Below are 16,836 nucleotides of genomic sequence, written 5' to 3'. Positions count from 1 at the left end.
ATAATGTGAGTCCCAAACACACCTTATCCATAGACTTAATTCATTTTCTTCATATTTGCTGTTTGAACTGCAAAATAATCTTTAGCCTGATAAATATGATCCGCATCAATACCAACGCGTAGTGCTTCAACCAAATCCTCTTGGTGTTGACTAATAACACGAAGTTCTGAAACAGGGACATCTGTAAGTTGTTTCATAACCAAATAATTGAGTAAAGACATAGTTGAGCTGGGATCAACCGTTTGGTTTTCCTCTTGTGTTTTAAATAGTTGGTAGCGATAAGATAAACAAAGAAATATACCGGGAGCAATTTCAACTGGCTCTTTATCTTCTTTAATACTTAAATCAATATTTCGATAAAAATTAATGGATGGATAGGCTTTTCGCAACATGTTGAGAATCTGTAACACATGCAATTCATTGGTGTTCGCAATGAAATAAATAGGATCTCTTTTAGGCTCCGCTTCATGAATTAATGCGGTGAGATAATCTGCCTTTGACTCATCCCATCCAACTTGTGAATTCCAAGCATCTTCTAAAAGCATCTTTGCAAACGTATTGGAATACAACTGCTTGTCTTTTAACTCCTCCATGTCCCTCTTTTCAGGACGCATCCTCAAGAAATGAAAAAATTTTCAATAAACGCTCCAGAAACTGCTCTGTAGTGAGTTTGCCTAAACGATAAGGTTGTATCAATTTAGAGTCATTCCTACCCAGTTGATACATAAAAGCCAAGCATAATTTGTCCATGATTGAAAGAAACTGGAGCAACAACTGAAATAACCTGTAGAATAACGATCACAAATATCCTCAAATGATCGAACACAGGAGCTGATGGGTTTCAAAGCATGTATGGCTGATAAATTGACAATTAGTGGCATGATTTCAATGACCTGAGTATTTTTTTGCCGATTTTATCCCAAATAATAAAGTGATTCAAATGAAGAACTTGCTTTGCAACTCAAATCAGTCCTTGATGTTTCAAACCCTCAGGGTAAACCCTAAACTCCTACATGATAACTGTGATAATATGTCCGCTTTCTCAAACGTTTATACTTATGCAAACAACAAATACACTATTGCTGCGTACATTAAGTCAGCATGATGAAGTCAATTTTCTCCTGACCATGCAAAAAAGCCGGGATTTTCACTATCCATTTGTTAGTACCCCCCAAACCCATGAGGAGTTTCAAGCCTATTTACAAAAATATCAGCACGAGGATCGCCGATGTTTTTTAGCATTAAATCGGAATGAAGACATTATCGGTGTATTCAATATTAATGACATGGTGCACGGTGTATTTCAAAGTGCGTACATGGGTTATTTTGCATCGGTATCCTATGCTGGCCAAGGACTAATGAGTCGCGCATTAAAACTGGTTTTAAAAGAAATTTTCTTAGAATTAAAACTGCATCGAATTGAAGCAAACATCCAACCTACTAATACTGCATCCATTCATTTAGCCACCCAAAATGGCTTTCTTAAAGAAGGATTCTCCCCAAGATACTTAAAAATGAACGACGTATGGTGTGATCATTTTCGCTTTGCTTTAACTTATGAAGACTGGTTAGCAAATCAATAGAGCCGCTTATTTTGAATGACTAAGTGGAAGCAGGGGTATTCCAAGAACTTTTCCGAATTTTGCTGCGTCCACTCAGGCTACATGAATACACATTACCAGTAACCGTTCAAGCAATGGCATCAACTTAAACACACCTAACTCTCACGGATATACGTGTAGCCTGGGTGAAACGAAGTGAAACCCGGGTTTCGGTCCTTCGGACCTTCACCCAGACTCCCTTAAGGTGACGCCATTGCGTAAATGCTTACCATTACCAAACTCGAGCTAATAACTGTCTATACCCTGTAATGACTTTATCCGCAATTAAAAATTGATGTTTGTCATAGGTTGTCGTCAAACCAATTACTTGCATCCCCGCCGCTTTAGCTGCTTTGACTCCATGGAGTGTGTCTTCGATTACCAAACAACGTCCAGGAGCAACCTTTAAACGTTTGGCAGTGAGTAAATAGCCCTCAGGAGATGGTTTTCCGCTCTGTACATCTTCCGTTGTAACAATGGTATTAAAATAAGCGTGTAATTTTCCTTGCCTTACTTTAGAGAGTACGGCAGTAATTTCGCTGCGGCTGGATCCACTACAAATGGCGATTTTATTAATCTTAGGAGCAATTTTAAAAATAAATTGCTCAAAATCTACAATCAGAGGTAAGGAGTCTCGATTACGAATAATGTTGATGTAGGCACTGGCTTTTTGTTGAATCAAATGTTTGATTTCACTATCGGAACAGCTAAATCCCTCGTTGAGTAATAGCCTTGGGAACATGTCCTTGTCAGAAAAACCCAAATATTTTTTCATATATTCAGAATAACTTATCGTTATCCCTAATAACTTAAGTACATGACAGCATGCTTCATAGTGAAGGGGTTCGCTATCTAAAATAACCCCATCAAAATCAAAAATAATCGCGTCATACATAGTATTTCAGATCCATATTATAACGAAACATGCACGCCTCATTGGTAATGAATAAATCATAAAATAGTCACTAAACATCGAAATGCGCAACGACCATTCTTCAATTACATCATCAACAATCCCAAAATGCTACTTATACGATTATTTGAGTTACTTCTAATACCCCCCAATAATACTTTGTTTCCTTAAATCAATCGAGCCTGATTTGATAAACTTGACAAAGCGAGAAGATGAACCAAAATTTAAGAACCATAAAAGGAATTATTCTGATGTTATGAAAAAACATCCATACCTAGCAGAGGTTTATCATTTACAAACAATTCATCGCCCTAGGAAAAGGAGTTCTTATGTTTGTCATGAAAAACAAGCATAACAAACTCCTAGAAATCGTCGTATGAAAAAAATGTGTTATTTTTCCTGTGATTATATAGGTCACAGGGTTTAAATGGAGAAAATTATGGCTACTTCAAAAAAACACAAGGAAGAAAAAGCCCTAATGCACGAAATTGAAATAATTTACAAACGTCGATCCATACGTAATTACACATCAAAAAAACTTGATCGGACAACCATTAATTCATTACTTGATGCCGCAGTTCAAGCGCCTACTGCCATGCATGAAGAACCATGGTCTTTTGCTGTAATTCAAGATCAGAATACACTGGATCGTTTATCAGACAGTGTGAAAGCCCTCATATACTCAGAATCCCTTAACTATTCAAAAATGCAGATGAGATATCTGCAAGAACTTATAAATGATCCTGATTTTCATGCATTTTATAATGCAAGCACCCTCATCATTATTTACAGTAAATATCATGGCCATTTTGTAGCTGCAGATTGTTGGTTGGCAGCTGAAAACTTAATACTCGCTGCGTGTGCTCAAGGACTGGGTACCTGTGTTATCGGCCTTGCGGTTTCAGCATTGAATACTCCTGAATGGAAAACAAAACTGAATATTCCTTCTGATATAACAGCAATTGCCCCCATTATTGTAGGGACTCCAGCCGGAACTCACCCAGTAGTACCTCGTAAATTGCCAGAAATTCTCGTATGGAAATAAAAACAAATATAAGGAACACAAAACATGAAAAAAAATCTACTTATATTTTTATTATTGATGTTTACTTTCCCCATAAGTGCTAAAACTTCTGATTTCACTCTTTGCAAAAGCAAATTTGCTTTATGTACTACAGCACCCTGTAAACCAATACCTGGAAAAAAAGGTTGGGTATCTTGTCATTGCAGTGTACACAAAGGATACTCCGTAGGTACAAAGTCGTGTTCTAGCGTAAAGAAAACGAATAAAGGAGAACTCATTAAATCACGCTATTATCCTATTAAATCTTATGCAATGTGTAAAAATGATCGTCCTTGGGCATGGTGTTTGGATAGTCCTTGCGTCATTGATAAAAAAGATCCCACAAAAGCAAAGTGCCTGTGCTCTATAGTACGTAATAAAGGTCCTTACATGATTGTTACTGATAAGTATACTAAAAATACATGTACTACTGGACTGTATTCATCTGCAAGAGTTAAGGATGGAGAACAAATAACGGACTTTTTAAAAGCCCATAAAGAACTGCCTCCATTTCCCATTAAAGTGCTCAATGAGTAATAACCTGCGCCTTTTACTTTAGTGCAAAGCGTAACCATTTCGCCCCTCGAAACGATTACACCTTGCACTAAAGCAAAATTCACAGGTTAGGCAAGAACTCCAAGATGATGCGTCTTAATTCAGAGAAATTTAAAAAGCTACATCGAATTAAAAATAGAGATCGTAGCAATTCGAATTTTCCATTTATTGTGGCTCTCTTTAATCCGCAAGCAAATCGTGAGTTGCTTTTTGATAAGTATTTAAAAAATCATCTTGAACAACTACAGCCATATTATCAATCGCTTGTACTGTGCTTGTTTTCTTAAGAACTCCTGTTTTAAATTGCCAATGGGCAGGCAACTTCAGTTTTGCACCCAACTGAGCTAGAGATTGTTCTGTTTGTGGTACTTTTTGCACACTATAGGATTGCATGACAAACACATTGCCCTTTGGGTCAATGAGTTCATAAACAGGCTTTCCAGCATCATAAACCCACGTTGTTGTACGAGCAACTTCTCGCAGCTTATAAGGAACAGCCAATAATACATCCTTTATACGAATACGGAGTATTCCCGCTTCTCGCATAGCCAACCCATTAAATGTCATGACATCGGGGTTGACCAGCTCAGAATTTTTCATCCCATCAATTGTCCAGTAACGAGGACCATTCAAGTGAACATGGGTTGATCCTGTCGCTTTTTCTACATCCTTAGGTGTTATCTTAGCCCAAATATTTTGTGGGCAATCATTAAGTCCAATCGTATTATATACTGCATAATAACTGATACTTTTAGAAAAAATAATCTCGCAATAACGCATATTCCGCAGATTAGATTTTTGTGCTGCTGAAGAAATAGTTGGGATAATCAATAAAACCAATAAAACAGGAATAATAGCGCTTGAATAACTCATTCGATAATGCATAGTTATACCCCCCTATAGCTTAATTTATTAGAAAATCTTCCTACACAGAACATTGATAAAATATATCTAAGCCTTAATGTAACACGTTCAAAAATTCAAATGACACCTGAATTTTAAATTTTATTTTTTTGTTGTGTAAAGTAAGCAAAAATGGCAGATCATAACACACATGAATCCTACGAGTCCGCCCAATATAACGTGAGTAAAGCGCTCTGAAGCAACACTAACTGACTGAGTCGCCAGTATCACCGCTGTTGTAACAAAGAAACACCGGAAAGTATATGCAACCGCATAACGACGAAAAGCCACTAAAGTTAAAAAAACACCACACACGGCAAAAGTCAAATCAAAAGGGGTATCAGGAATAAATTGACCTAATAAAATACCTAAGGGGACACCGATGGAGACCCCTGTAACACGTTGACGTAATTTTTGTGGCGTTGTCGTTATGTTACCGGTCACAACACTTGCCGCACCCCAAATCATCCATTGGCCATTTTCCATTTGCAAATACTCAACTAAAAATGCAGAAATAAAAACAGCAAGTGCCATAGCGATCAGGCTTTCAATATAAGGTTTTTTTTCTCCGAAATCACCTAAACCGCCCAATCGCAAGGGATGATAATGTGTGACACGTTTTTTATAAAATGCTCTCATTTTATCAATCTGCGCGATCAATAAAGTAGGGATTAATGCAAACACTAAATAAGGTAAGAATTGAGGCGCTTGATAAAACATTGTTGCGGGCTTAGTCTCAGCTGCAAATTCCGTAGCAAGAATAATGGCAGGAATAAAAGTCCAACTTCCCAAAGGACGTAACTTCTCTCCTTTTATTGTTACCCAGATCACAATCGTTGCTGCAAGGGAACATGAAACAACATACAACACAGGTTTTAGTTGGGTTAAAAAGAGCAAATAAAACATTGCAATAATCATACTGCCATGGAGTAATACGCCTAATGCAGTCAGTGCCAGTCGCTCTTCTACAATCAGGGTTGCCATAGTCAATACAGAAGACTGGAGCCAACGTGGATTATTGGTATGCAAATAAAGAAAAGCGAAAGGCAATAATACAATAATACCTCTTATCAACGGCCATAGCAGAATCTCATCTTTTACTGCGTGTATCGCCTTAGAAATAACCTGCATCAAATACCTTTTAATTCATTTACCGTTACTATGTGTGCTATTTTCTCCATTAATTGGATGGAAAATTGATGCTCCTCCTGATTCGCTGCTGCACATATATCTTCAACGATACAAACCTTATAGTCACGATCATGGGCATCGCGAGCCGTGCTTTGCACCGCCCAAGAAGTGCTTACTCCTCCTATAATAAGTCGTTCAATTTGATTTGCTCGTAATGCAGCATCAAGTGCCGTTGCATAAAAGGCACTAACTCGAGGTTTAACAATGACTAAACTATCACCAATTTGCAATTCCGGATGAAATTCAGTTCCTTCAGTACCTAACTTAAGTGCACCCAATTCATGAACTTTACCAAAGAGAGGAGAGTGTTTCGGTTGCTCTATATAATGTGTACTAAAACCCACTTTAACCATTATGGCTAACCAATTTTTTAGTTTTGCAATCTCCAGCGCCTTATTTACTTTTTTAATTACATCACGCTCCTGTGCATGTGAAGCGGAACGGGCGATTTTTCCTTGAGGATGCATAATATCAATAATATAGTCCAAGCCGATAAATGCAGTACGCATAGTATAATCTCCATCAAAATGTTACATCCCATATGTTTCGCTCATTCTTCTGCTTTTGCAAGTAGCGTTTTTCCATATTATCTTAGATCTCGAAATCGTTCATCGCTCACCCACCACCAATTTCAGCAGCCCCAAATTATAAAAACCCGATATGGCAGCAATATATTGTTCTTCTGAAATAAATCAGACATAATTTCATTCAATTATCAAAGAGTAATAATTTAATTATACAAAAAAGAATAATCGAGATCTTCCACGATACAATAACGAGTCCTGAAAAATTCGGTTAATTCGGTACAGTTCAGTCGGCAATAGAAAGACGAAAGAAATAGGTTTTAGAAAGGACAACTTTTTATGCAATGGAAAGGAATACTGCATTTTTGTTTTAGCTTGGCATTCTTATTAGCCTCTTCATCAACGCTTGCTTATGATCAACCCGTTGTTAATCTGGGTTATACCAGTTTTTATGATGGGAGCCCTCCTTCTGGCCCAGGCTTTTATTTCCAAGATTATTTTCAGTACTACACTTCCAATCGGTTTAATGATAACAAGGGCAATAAACTTCCTCTGCCACGTACTGAACTTGATGTTGTTGCAAATGTGACTCAGTTTATCTATGTAACGACAAAAAAAATTTTCGGGGCTAATTTAGGTTTTGCCACACTTTTGCCTTGGGTAGTTAATGCCCGTGTGGATGATGGATTAGATAATATGATTCTAAAAGCTGATAATGGTCCTGGTGATTGGTGGGTCGGGCCTGCGCTGCAGTTTGATCCGATTATGCGAAAAGACGGAAAAGGGCCTTTATTTGTTCAGCGCTTTGAACTGGATGTAGTGATACCAGTAGGGCGATACAGCAGCCTCAATGCAATTAACCCCGGCAGTCATTTTTTGTCGTTAAATCCCTACTGGGCTTTTACGTTTTGGATGACACCTAAATTATCTGCAGCTGCACGGCTGCATTATCTATGGAATGGTGTCAATCATAGTCCTAACGTTGCTTTTGGACCCACTGTCCATTCCACACAAGCAGGACAAGCTGTTTTTGGGGATATTGCAGTAGGTTATGCCATAATAGAGAAGTTCACTGTGGGCGTAAATGGCTATTTTTTCAATCAGATTACCGACACTCTGGTAAATGGTGTTGGGGTTCCCGATCGCAAGGAACGTGTTTGGGCAATTGGTCCAGGGATGGTCTATAGCCTTAGCAAAAACCACTTTATTTTTTTAAATGTATACTCTGAGCAAGGCGCCCGAAATCGCGCCCAAGGCACAAATGGAATACTGCGCTTTGTGGCACATTTTTAATAGAATTCGGAGTGAAGCCTTTTCATCTACGTCTCGCGGCTTGTCTGCGGGATCCAGGATCCGGCAGAGTAGATCTCCTGGATTCCGCGGACAAGCCCTGAGAGATCCTCACAAAATTTAACCAGGAAACCTATTCTATAGTTTACGGTGATGTTTAAAAGGCTGTCATCCCTGCGTAGGCAGGGATGACGGGCAACAAATAACATTCTTCCTGGTTAAATTTTGTGAGGATCTCTCAGGGACAAGCCGCGGAGCGTCGAAATAGGGCACCATTACGGTGTAAATGGTTTTTGAAGGACTTTTTTAGTTTAGGTTATGGTTTACCAAATCCCCCACCTCCTGGCGTTTCAATAATGAAAACATCACCTGGATGCATTTCTCTACGTGCACAACTCCCTAATTCTTCTACGTAACCATTTGCACGTTGAACCCAATTGTGTCCGGGCTTACCCGAAGCCCCTCCTTGCATCCCATATGGAGGAATGACACGATGACTGGAAATAATATTTACGATCATCTTCTCTAAAAAACGAATCCGTCGAACGACACCATCCCCACCACAATGTAAACCTCCTCCCCCACTTCCTTTGCGAATGGAAAATTGCTCGAGCAGAATTGGGAAACGCAATTCTAGAATTTCTGGATCGGTAAGATACGTATTCGTCATATGAGTATGAACTGCAGAAGCTCCATCAAAGTCAGGCCCAGCCCCAGCGCCACCACAAATTGTTTCATAATATTGATACGCTTTATTGCCAAAAGTGAAATTGTTACACGTTCCTTGGGATGCAGCGACTACTCCTAATGCACCAAACAGGGTATCAACAATACATTGAGACGTTTCAACGTTACCTGCAACAACCGCAGCAGGATAACTTGGATTTAAAATGCTTTTTTCAGGGATAATCAGCTCAATCGGTACAAAACAACCACTATTTAACGGAATATTTTCAGCAACCAGACAGCGCAGAACATATAAAACAGCAGCCTTACAAATCGCTGTGGGCGCATTAAAGTTGCCCGGGTGTTGTTTGCAACTTCCAGTAAAATCAATGTGCATCCGTTTTGTTTGTTTATTAATACTCAATGCGACCCTAATTTGGCTTCCATCATCTAATGCATAAGTAAAATGGCCATTACCCAGCTTACCCAATAAACGCTCTACTGATGCAGTCGCATTATCACGTACGTGTTTCATATACGCATGCACGACGTCCAAACCAAACTGCGCAATTAAATCCAATAAACTCTGCACACCCGAAGCATTTGCTGCAATCTGCGCTTTAAAATCCTCTAAATTTTGGTGCGGGTTACGCGCTGGATATTTTGCTTTAGTGAGCAAATTTAACGTCGCTTTTTCTAAAAAACGACCTTGATCCATGATTTTAAAATTATTGATCAGTACTCCTTCTTCCTCGACAATTTTGCTTTCTGCGGGGATAGATCCCGGAGTAATCCCTCCAATATCCGCATGATGCCCGCGCGAACCAACCAGAAATAACAAATTACTTCCTTGCTTATCAAAAACCGGAGTGATCATAGTGATGTCCGGCAAATGGGTTCCACCATTGTAAGGCGCATTTAAGACATATACATCGTGAGGATGAATCTTCGGATTGTTCTTTAATATGGATTTAACACTTTCGCTCATGGAGCCTAGATGCACCGGAATATGAGGCGCATTGGCAACGAGCTCGCCCTGTTCATCAAAAACAGCGCAGGAAAAATCAAGGCGTTCTTTGATATTAACCGAACTTGCTGTTTTACGTAGAACCTCGCCCATTTGCTCCGCGATACTCATGAAGCGATTATTAAATATTTCCAACAGAGCAGGATCAATTTGCGTAGTGACTCCTTTAGCAGCCGGGGTTTGATATCGTGTTAATAATAAGTATTTTTGTGCAGTCATCTCAGCTTGCCAACCCGGTTCCACAATGGTGGTCGCATTGGCTTCGATAATTACGGCACAACCTTGAATGCAATCCCCAGGAATTAATTCACCTTGGTCATACACGGACGCTTTATGATAAGAATCCTGAGTAAAAATTTTAACTGTCTCACGGTGTGGAATTTTATTTTCAGGACGGTGCTTTAGTGTTTCTTCAGTCAATTCAATAGAGGTTTTACTAGGAACGGCACATTCTATAGAAATAGCTTCAACAATCAGTTTTTTTCTGGATGAAGCGAATCCAAAAGTTTTACGATGTTGCTCTATAAATGTTTGCCGCATGGATTTAATGGTTCCCAATGCAACGAGTAATGTGGTATCTGAGCCTTCATAACGTAAGTGCACTTGCCGTTTGCATGTCACAGCCGCATTGGTTAATCCCTGGGATTTTAATGCCTTATGTGCTTTTTGCTCTATTTTTATAAAATTTGGACGCAAAAAAGAAAGAATACCGCGCTGCAATGCTCTTTCAATTGCTTGTTCATGCATGACGCTGATTTCTGCCAATCCCATTCCATAAGCAGAAAGTACACCAGCCAGGGGATGAATTAATATCTTTTTGATCCCTAAGTTATCAGCAACCCTACATGCATGCTGCCCTGCAGCTCCACCAAAACAATTTAAGACATACTGCCTCACATCATAACCACGTTGTATGGAAATTTTTTTTATCGCATTTGCCATATTCTCCACTGCGATGTTGAGATAACCTTCTGCAACTTCTTCAACCGTTTTTTTACTTCCTGTTTCTTTTTGGATTTTTTTTGCTAAATCCCGAAAATGCTCCTTCACTATGAGCGCATCAATTTCTTGATTGGCTGTAGAACCAAAGATTTTAGGGAAAAATTGAGGTTGAATTTTGCCAAGCAGCACATTGCAATCGGTTATAGTGAGTGGACCACCACGACGATAACAGGCAGGCCCAGGATTTGCTCCTGCTGATTGAGGTCCTACCGTATAACGTTGACCATCAAAATTAAGAATCGACCCTCCCCCCGCTGCTATAGTATGGATCGACATCATTGGCGTTCGAATATGTACTCCACTAAACTCATAATCATAGCTGCGTTCGTATTCGCCTGCGAAATGAGAAACATCGGTTGACGTTCCCCCCATATCAAAGCCAATAACCTGATTAAAACCAGCGAATTGGCTGGTTTTAATCATACCTATTACGCCTCCTGCTGGACCTGAAAAAAGACTGTCTTTACCCCGAAAAAGTTTTGCACTCACCAACCCCCCATTTGATTGCATAAAAAACAATGGAATTTTTCCTAACTTATTTTGCAGACTTTGAATGTAGCGTTGTAGCACTGGAGAAAGATAAGCATCAACAACAGTGGTCTCGCCACGACTTACCAATTTCATGACAGGTACGACTTCATGACTCACCGAAATTTGTGTGAATCCTATTGCCTCAGCAATTTCCTTTAATTTTTTTTCATGCTGACTAAAGTGATAAGCATGCATCAATACGATAGCAAGCGTGCGATATCCTTTAGCATAGGCTTGCTCCATTTTTTTTCGGGACGTTTCTACATCTAAGAGGTGTAGGACTGTACCTTTTGCATCAATTCGTTCCTTAATTTCAATCACATCGTTATAAAGTAAAGAAGGTAATCTAATATTTAATGCAAAAAGTTCGGGACGATTTTGATACCCAATTCGTAATGCATCAGCATAGCCTTGAGTAATTGCTAAAAGCACTTTCGCCCCTTTTCGCTCAAGTAAGGTATTCGTTGCTACTGTTGTTCCCATTTTAATGAATGCAATGTCATCTGCTGGAATAGAGGTACATTTGAGAATATCTTGAATACCTTGGATAGCTGCATCTGGATAGCGTTCAGGATTTTCAGAAAGTAATTTATGGCTGCTTACATGCCCTTCAGGACTGCACGCGACAACATCGGTGAATGTGCCGCCTCGATCAATCCAAAACTCCCATTTATTTTTTTCCATCTTGCCTACGTCCGTGGCTACCCATTGTTATTAATTATACTACACAACATCCCATACCAAATTGTAATCGCACCCTCTTGACTAAGAGAGTCGAATTGGCAGCAGATACTAATACAAACCACGAGATGAAGTCTGGTTAACATGAATAGCAATGAATAAAAAAGTAATGATTTGAATGTTTATTTTGGACATCTCATTTTTCCCCTCCTAAAATTACAATGATTGGATCGTTTAAGCCTCGATAAGGACAAATTATGTGTCGATTTGTAGCTTATATAGGAAAAGAAAATATTTTATTAGCGGATCTTTTAATAAAACCGAACAATTCGCTTATAAAGCAAAGCCTTCTTGCCCGTGAGTCGCGTACTTTGACTAATGGCGATGGGTTTGGATTAGGGTGGTACACTTCATTCTCTAGAACACCTGCTTTATTCACATCACTTTTCCCCGCATGGAATGATCAGAATTTAACTTATTTGGCAAAAAAGACCCAATCTCATTTGTTTTTTGGCCATATACGTGCAGCAAGTACAGGAGGGATCTCTCAATTTAATTGTCATCCTTTTATCTATAAAAAATGGTTATTTATGCATAATGGATGGATACCCTACTTTGAAAAAATTAAACGTCACATTCATAATTTATTGGACAATGATATTTATAATTGGATTAAAGGCAGTACAGACTCAGAACTGATTTTTGCATTATTTTTGCAATTAGCAAAAAATGTAACAATAAAAAACGCTCATGATATATACGATACGTTGCTAAAAGCATTGAACATAATTAACGAATTAGTAAAAAAACATCATGAAAAAGGTGTGTCTTATTTTAATATCTGCATTACAGATGGAAAAAGAATCGTTGCATTTCGCTCGTGTACTTCTCCATGCATTAAACCGGAAACGATGTATTTCTCCGTAGAAGAAGATCCTGTGCAAAAAGCATCAAAAGAAACCATTTACAAATACATCATCATTGCTTCTGAAAAATTATCAACCAATAATGGATTTAAATGGCAAATTATTCCGGTGAACCATTGTTTCATGGTTGAAGCAAATTTAAGTACTTCATTACAAAAGCTTTAGTTGTAAATACTAAGGACTGTGCAATGCGCATTAAAAAAATTGAAAACTATAAAATTGATTGTGAATTATTTGAAAAAAATTTAATTGCTGAAACCCAGCTTTTAGAAAAATGGTTCACAAAAAATTATTTTAAATCGGAGCATATGAATGCAGGTGCTGAAATTGAATTTCTTATTTTGGATAAAGAATATCAGTTAACGCCCCATAACATTCTTTTTACGAAAAAATTAAAAAATCAAGAATTGGTAAGAGAAGCCGGAGGTACTCAACTGGAAATTAACACTCCCGTTTTTCCCTTAAAAGATAATTTTTTATCTCTTCTGCATCAAAATATTTTAACGACATGGAATAAATGTTGCGAAATAGCACTTAATACGGGGCATCACTTAGCACTTATAGGCTCAATACCGCAAACAGACCCTGCTCTTTTTCGATCTTCCTATATTACGCCTAAGAATGCTTTTCTTTTAATGAATGAGTTTGTAACCCAATACCGCAAAGAAGAGCCTTTATCCATTCATATCAAAGGAAAAAATGAAAATCTCCTGTTATCTCCAGAATCTTTAGCTATAGAAGGTTTAATATGTGCCTTGCAACTTCATATAGAAGTTCCTCAACATCAATTAGTTCATTATTTTAATATTATTCAAATATTATCAGCTCCCTTATTAGCTCTTAGCAGTAATTCACCTTACTTTTGTGGAAAAAATTTATGGAGCGAAACACGAATTGGTATTTTTGAACAACTTTATACATTTCCTCATCCATTGCAAAAAACCGTTTTTTTTGAACCTAATTATATGCAAGAGACTCTATTCCCCATTTTTGAAAATAATTTAAAAAATTTTCCTTATCTCTTGCCTCTGGCAGCTTATGAAGAACCTATTGATCATATGTTCCATGTTCGATGTCAAAATAGTTGCATCTTTCGTTGGAACAGACCTATTTTAGATTTTAATAAACAGAGTGAACCTTATCTGAGAATAGAACACCGCGCCTTATCTACAGGCCCAACGGTAATCGATATGATAGCAAATGCTGCGTTTTTTTATGGCATCACTTATTATTACGCAAACACATTACCTTCATTGACTTCTTTAATAACCCATGAATCTACTTTAAAAAATTTTTATGAGTCAGCTCGTTATGGATTAGAGGCGAGATTAAATTGGACTACCGGTAAGATAAAGGCTGGAACTCTTTTAAAAAACTTAGTCCCGCTCGCTTTAAAAGGACTTGAAGATTTGGGAATAAACTCTGTAGATGCCCATTTTTATTTAGATATCATTAAAACCAGGCTGTATAAAAATCAAAATGGAAGTATCTGGCAAAAAAAACATCTTACGAAACACAAAAATGATTTTAATTATATGCTGGAGCAATATACTAAAAATCAATATTCAGAAACCCCAGTTGCTGATTGGAACTTTAATTAAAAATACCTTGGCATCCCGGTTGCTTGCAACCGGGATGGTGCTGAACTCGAATTCTAACAATTGATGAAGTTATCCGATTCTGGTTGCAAGCAACCAGGCTACAACCTTAGAAAGAAACAAAACCCTATTTTCCTTTTCGCAAAATTATGGCAAAACATAAGAACGTATCGTTTTTTTGAGAATCCAAATGACTTTTCCATTTAAGATCATTGACATGACCCATACACTTTCGCCAGAAAGTCCATCCTGGGATATAGGCTGTGGCTTTAGTCATAAAACAATCCTAAATTATGACGAATGTTCTACTGCAGTACAATTTAAAGTGCAAGAAATGAGTATGCCAGCAGGGATTGGCACCCATATTGACGCTCCAGCTCATTGTATTAAAAATGGGCTTCACGTTGCCGAACTTGATCTTATTGATCATCATTTAATTACTCAATGTGTGGTTATTGATGTAAGCCCTCAGTCGCATGAGCGCTACAGTATTACCAGGAAGGACATTCTGGATTTCGAGAAAAAACATCGAACAATTACTGAGCATACGTTTGTTATTTTTTATACTGGATGGGAAAATAATTGGCATGATGCCCAACACTATAGAAATAATTTGGTTTTTCCCTGTATTAGCGAAGAAGCTGCACGATTAATCCTGGAGCGAAATTGCGCAGGCATTGGGATTGATACCTTGTCTCCGGATAGACCAGAAAATGACTATATTGTTCACCAGTTGATGCTCGAAAACGAGAAATATATAGTTGAAAATGTTTTTAATGCAACAAAATTACCCGTATTTGGCGCCTACAGCATGATTTTGCCTATGAAAATCGCTGAGTTAACCGAAGCTCCTGTGCGTTTAATTGGTCTTTATTGATTTTGTTTTGTTACTTTATATAATCCATCGTATTCATTCAATTTCCTGGAAGAAATTACGTTGAAAATCGCTATTATTGGGGGTTCTATAGCAGGTTGTGCCTTAGCCTTATTATTGAAAGACCAGTTCCCCGTCACTGTTTTTGAGCGAGCAGATGATTTAAAATCACGTGGGGCGGGTATTACCGTTTCTATTGAATTACTGAATATCTTAATCGCCAAAAATATTATTGACCCAGATACCTTATCTCATACACTCAAAGCGCGCAGTTTTTATTGCCAAGCGGATAACGAACCGTTTCACGGAAAATTTTTATGGAAACAGGAAATGTCCATGGCAAGTCTCCACTGGGATACTTTATTCACTAACTTAAGAAAAAAAATACCAAACTCGATATATCGTCATGGAGTAAAAGTCATTGATGTACAGCTCCATGATAAAGGCCCTGGCCAAGTCACTTTAGAGTCTGGAGAAACACAGCCCTTTGATCTCATTGTTTTTGCTGATGGTGTTCAATCTCTGGGAAGAAAATTGGTATCCAATGTGCAACCGGAATATTCGGGTTATGTTGCATGGCGTGGAACACTGGAATTTGAGAAGATAAAAAATAATACTCTTTTCAATGATCAGGGGCTTTATTACTGCTATAACAAAGGACATTTATTAACTTATCCGGTCTATCATCATCAAACGAATAAGTTAAACTGGGTTTTTTATGAAAAAATAGCGATTGCAGATCTAGAGGGTTTAGGCCCAACCTCTTTAATCGACTTTTCCGCAAAAGCAAAAGAACATCTACATCAATTAGCTCTTAATCAATTGCCTAAGGTAGCTGCACAAATAATTCTCGATACGTCATCTCCGTTCATGCAGAAAATTGTTGATGTTTGTGTCAATCGTCTTGTGGTTCCAGGTGCTCTTTTACTGGGTGATGCTAGTGCGGTATTACGACCTCATGTAGGAAACGGCGCTTCCTTAGCCATCCAAGATGCATTAAGTCTTAGTGAACATCTCAAGAAAGGGGATAATGTTCAGCAGGCGATTGAAGCATGGGAGAAAGACTCTCTTCCCAAACGACTTGCCATGTATGATTTATCAAAACGAATGGCTGATGCTTTGGTACTACATCCTGTTGAATGGCACGAAATGAATGAGGAAAAAATGTCTGCCTGGTGGGAACAAATTATCCGTGAAGAGACATGGTATACCCCTACCTCTTCAAAAACCTAGAGCCTCCATTCCAAAGAAACATTATTTGATAACCATGTAGGCTGGTGCTGAAGTAAACGTAGCCTGGTTACTTGCAACTGTCTCTTAGTAGATCTTCTGGATCCCGCGGACAAGCCCTGAGAGTTCCTCACAAAATTTAACCGGGAAAATAAGTATTCTAAGTCTACAGGGATGACAGTAATGTAGCCTGGGTGCAGGCGAAGCCCTGAGTGATCCTCTCATTTTTTTAAATTCCCTTTTGCAAACAGAGCCAAAGGG

At 38.3% G+C, this 16,836-nt stretch carries 14 protein-coding genes; 8 read left to right on the top strand and 6 right to left on the bottom strand.

Annotated elements, in window-relative coordinates; all coding sequences use genetic code 11:
- Positions 1 to 35 precede the first annotated feature (35 nt).
- Positions 36 to 593 (bottom strand): hypothetical protein, encoded by a 558-nt coding sequence (locus Lani_RS02800; RefSeq protein WP_019233850.1) that lies wholly within the window; start codon positions 591 to 593, stop codon positions 36 to 38.
- Between the two features lie 465 nt (positions 594 to 1,058).
- Here Lani_RS02800 and Lani_RS02795 point away from each other — a divergent pair, with 465 nt between their 5' ends.
- Complete coding sequence (locus Lani_RS02795) at positions 1,059 to 1,583, top strand: GNAT family N-acetyltransferase (protein WP_019233851.1); 525 nt, start codon at positions 1,059 to 1,061, stop codon at positions 1,581 to 1,583.
- A 250-nt stretch (positions 1,584 to 1,833) separates the two neighbouring features.
- On the opposite strand, the gene Lani_RS02790 is transcribed toward Lani_RS02795, so the two are convergent.
- Complete coding sequence (locus tag Lani_RS02790; protein WP_019233852.1) at positions 1,834 to 2,496, bottom strand: HAD family hydrolase; 663 nt, start codon at positions 2,494 to 2,496, stop codon at positions 1,834 to 1,836.
- Positions 2,497 to 2,953: 457 nt separating this feature from the next.
- On the opposite strand from Lani_RS02790, the gene Lani_RS02785 reads away from it, so the two are divergent.
- On the top strand, positions 2,954 to 3,559 hold the full coding sequence (locus Lani_RS02785) for a nitroreductase family protein (RefSeq protein WP_019233853.1): 606 nt from the start codon (positions 2,954 to 2,956) through the stop codon (positions 3,557 to 3,559).
- 24 nt (positions 3,560 to 3,583) lie between these two features.
- Positions 3,584 to 4,114 (top strand): hypothetical protein, encoded by a 531-nt coding sequence (locus Lani_RS02780; protein WP_019233854.1) that lies wholly within the window; start codon positions 3,584 to 3,586, stop codon positions 4,112 to 4,114.
- Between the two features lie 198 nt (positions 4,115 to 4,312).
- Here the strand turns inward: Lani_RS02780 and Lani_RS02775 are convergent, their stop codons facing one another.
- The 3 genes from Lani_RS02775 to Lani_RS02765 all read right to left on the bottom strand — a co-directional run bounded on the left by Lani_RS02775 (position 4,313) and on the right by Lani_RS02765 (position 6,735).
- Positions 4,313 to 5,017 carry a hypothetical protein gene (locus Lani_RS02775; protein ID WP_019233855.1) on the bottom strand — a complete coding sequence of 235 codons (705 nt, stop codon included), beginning with the start codon at positions 5,015 to 5,017 and terminating at the stop codon, positions 4,313 to 4,315.
- Positions 5,018 to 5,137: 120 nt separating this feature from the next.
- Positions 5,138 to 6,166, bottom strand: a complete 1,029-nt coding sequence (locus tag Lani_RS02770) for an FUSC family protein (protein WP_058388388.1) — start codon at positions 6,164 to 6,166, stop codon at positions 5,138 to 5,140.
- The gene (locus Lani_RS02765; RefSeq protein WP_019233856.1) at positions 6,166 to 6,735 is read right to left on the bottom strand and encodes a cysteine hydrolase family protein; all 570 of its coding nucleotides are present in this window, start codon (positions 6,733 to 6,735) and stop codon (positions 6,166 to 6,168) included. Before Lani_RS02765 ends, Lani_RS02770 begins: the two co-directional genes overlap by 1 nt.
- 354 nt (positions 6,736 to 7,089) lie before the next feature.
- Between Lani_RS02765 and Lani_RS02760 the strand changes: the two genes are divergently transcribed.
- The gene (locus Lani_RS02760; RefSeq protein WP_019233857.1) at positions 7,090 to 8,043 is read left to right on the top strand and encodes a SphA family protein; all 954 of its coding nucleotides are present in this window, start codon (positions 7,090 to 7,092) and stop codon (positions 8,041 to 8,043) included.
- 313 nt (positions 8,044 to 8,356) lie between these two features.
- Here the strand turns inward: Lani_RS02760 and Lani_RS02755 are convergent, their stop codons facing one another.
- A complete protein-coding gene (locus Lani_RS02755; protein WP_058388387.1) occupies positions 8,357 to 11,950 on the bottom strand; it encodes a hydantoinase B/oxoprolinase family protein in 3,594 nt (1,197 codons plus the stop codon).
- A 254-nt stretch (positions 11,951 to 12,204) separates the two neighbouring features.
- Between Lani_RS02755 and Lani_RS02750 the strand changes: the two genes are divergently transcribed.
- The 4 genes from Lani_RS02750 (at position 12,205) to Lani_RS02735 (ending at position 16,578) form a co-directional block, all read left to right on the top strand.
- Positions 12,205 to 13,038 (top strand): class II glutamine amidotransferase, encoded by an 834-nt coding sequence (locus Lani_RS02750; RefSeq protein ID WP_019233860.1) that lies wholly within the window; start codon positions 12,205 to 12,207, stop codon positions 13,036 to 13,038.
- 23 nt (positions 13,039 to 13,061) lie between these two features.
- The gene (locus Lani_RS02745; RefSeq protein ID WP_019233861.1) at positions 13,062 to 14,474 is read left to right on the top strand and encodes a glutamate-cysteine ligase family protein; all 1,413 of its coding nucleotides are present in this window, start codon (positions 13,062 to 13,064) and stop codon (positions 14,472 to 14,474) included.
- A gap of 187 nt (positions 14,475 to 14,661) precedes the next feature.
- A complete protein-coding gene (locus tag Lani_RS02740; protein ID WP_019233862.1) occupies positions 14,662 to 15,348 on the top strand; it encodes a cyclase family protein in 687 nt (228 codons plus the stop codon).
- A 60-nt stretch (positions 15,349 to 15,408) separates the two neighbouring features.
- Complete coding sequence (locus Lani_RS02735; RefSeq protein ID WP_019233863.1) at positions 15,409 to 16,578, top strand: Rossmann-fold NAD(P)-binding domain-containing protein; 1,170 nt, start codon at positions 15,409 to 15,411, stop codon at positions 16,576 to 16,578.
- The last annotated feature ends 258 nt before the right edge of the window (positions 16,579 to 16,836 follow it).

Origin of the sequence: Legionella anisa (assembly GCF_001467525.1) — a bacterium.
Taxonomy (GTDB): domain Bacteria; phylum Pseudomonadota; class Gammaproteobacteria; order Legionellales; family Legionellaceae; genus Legionella; species Legionella anisa.
This window is presented reverse-complemented; position numbering and strand designations above follow the sequence as displayed.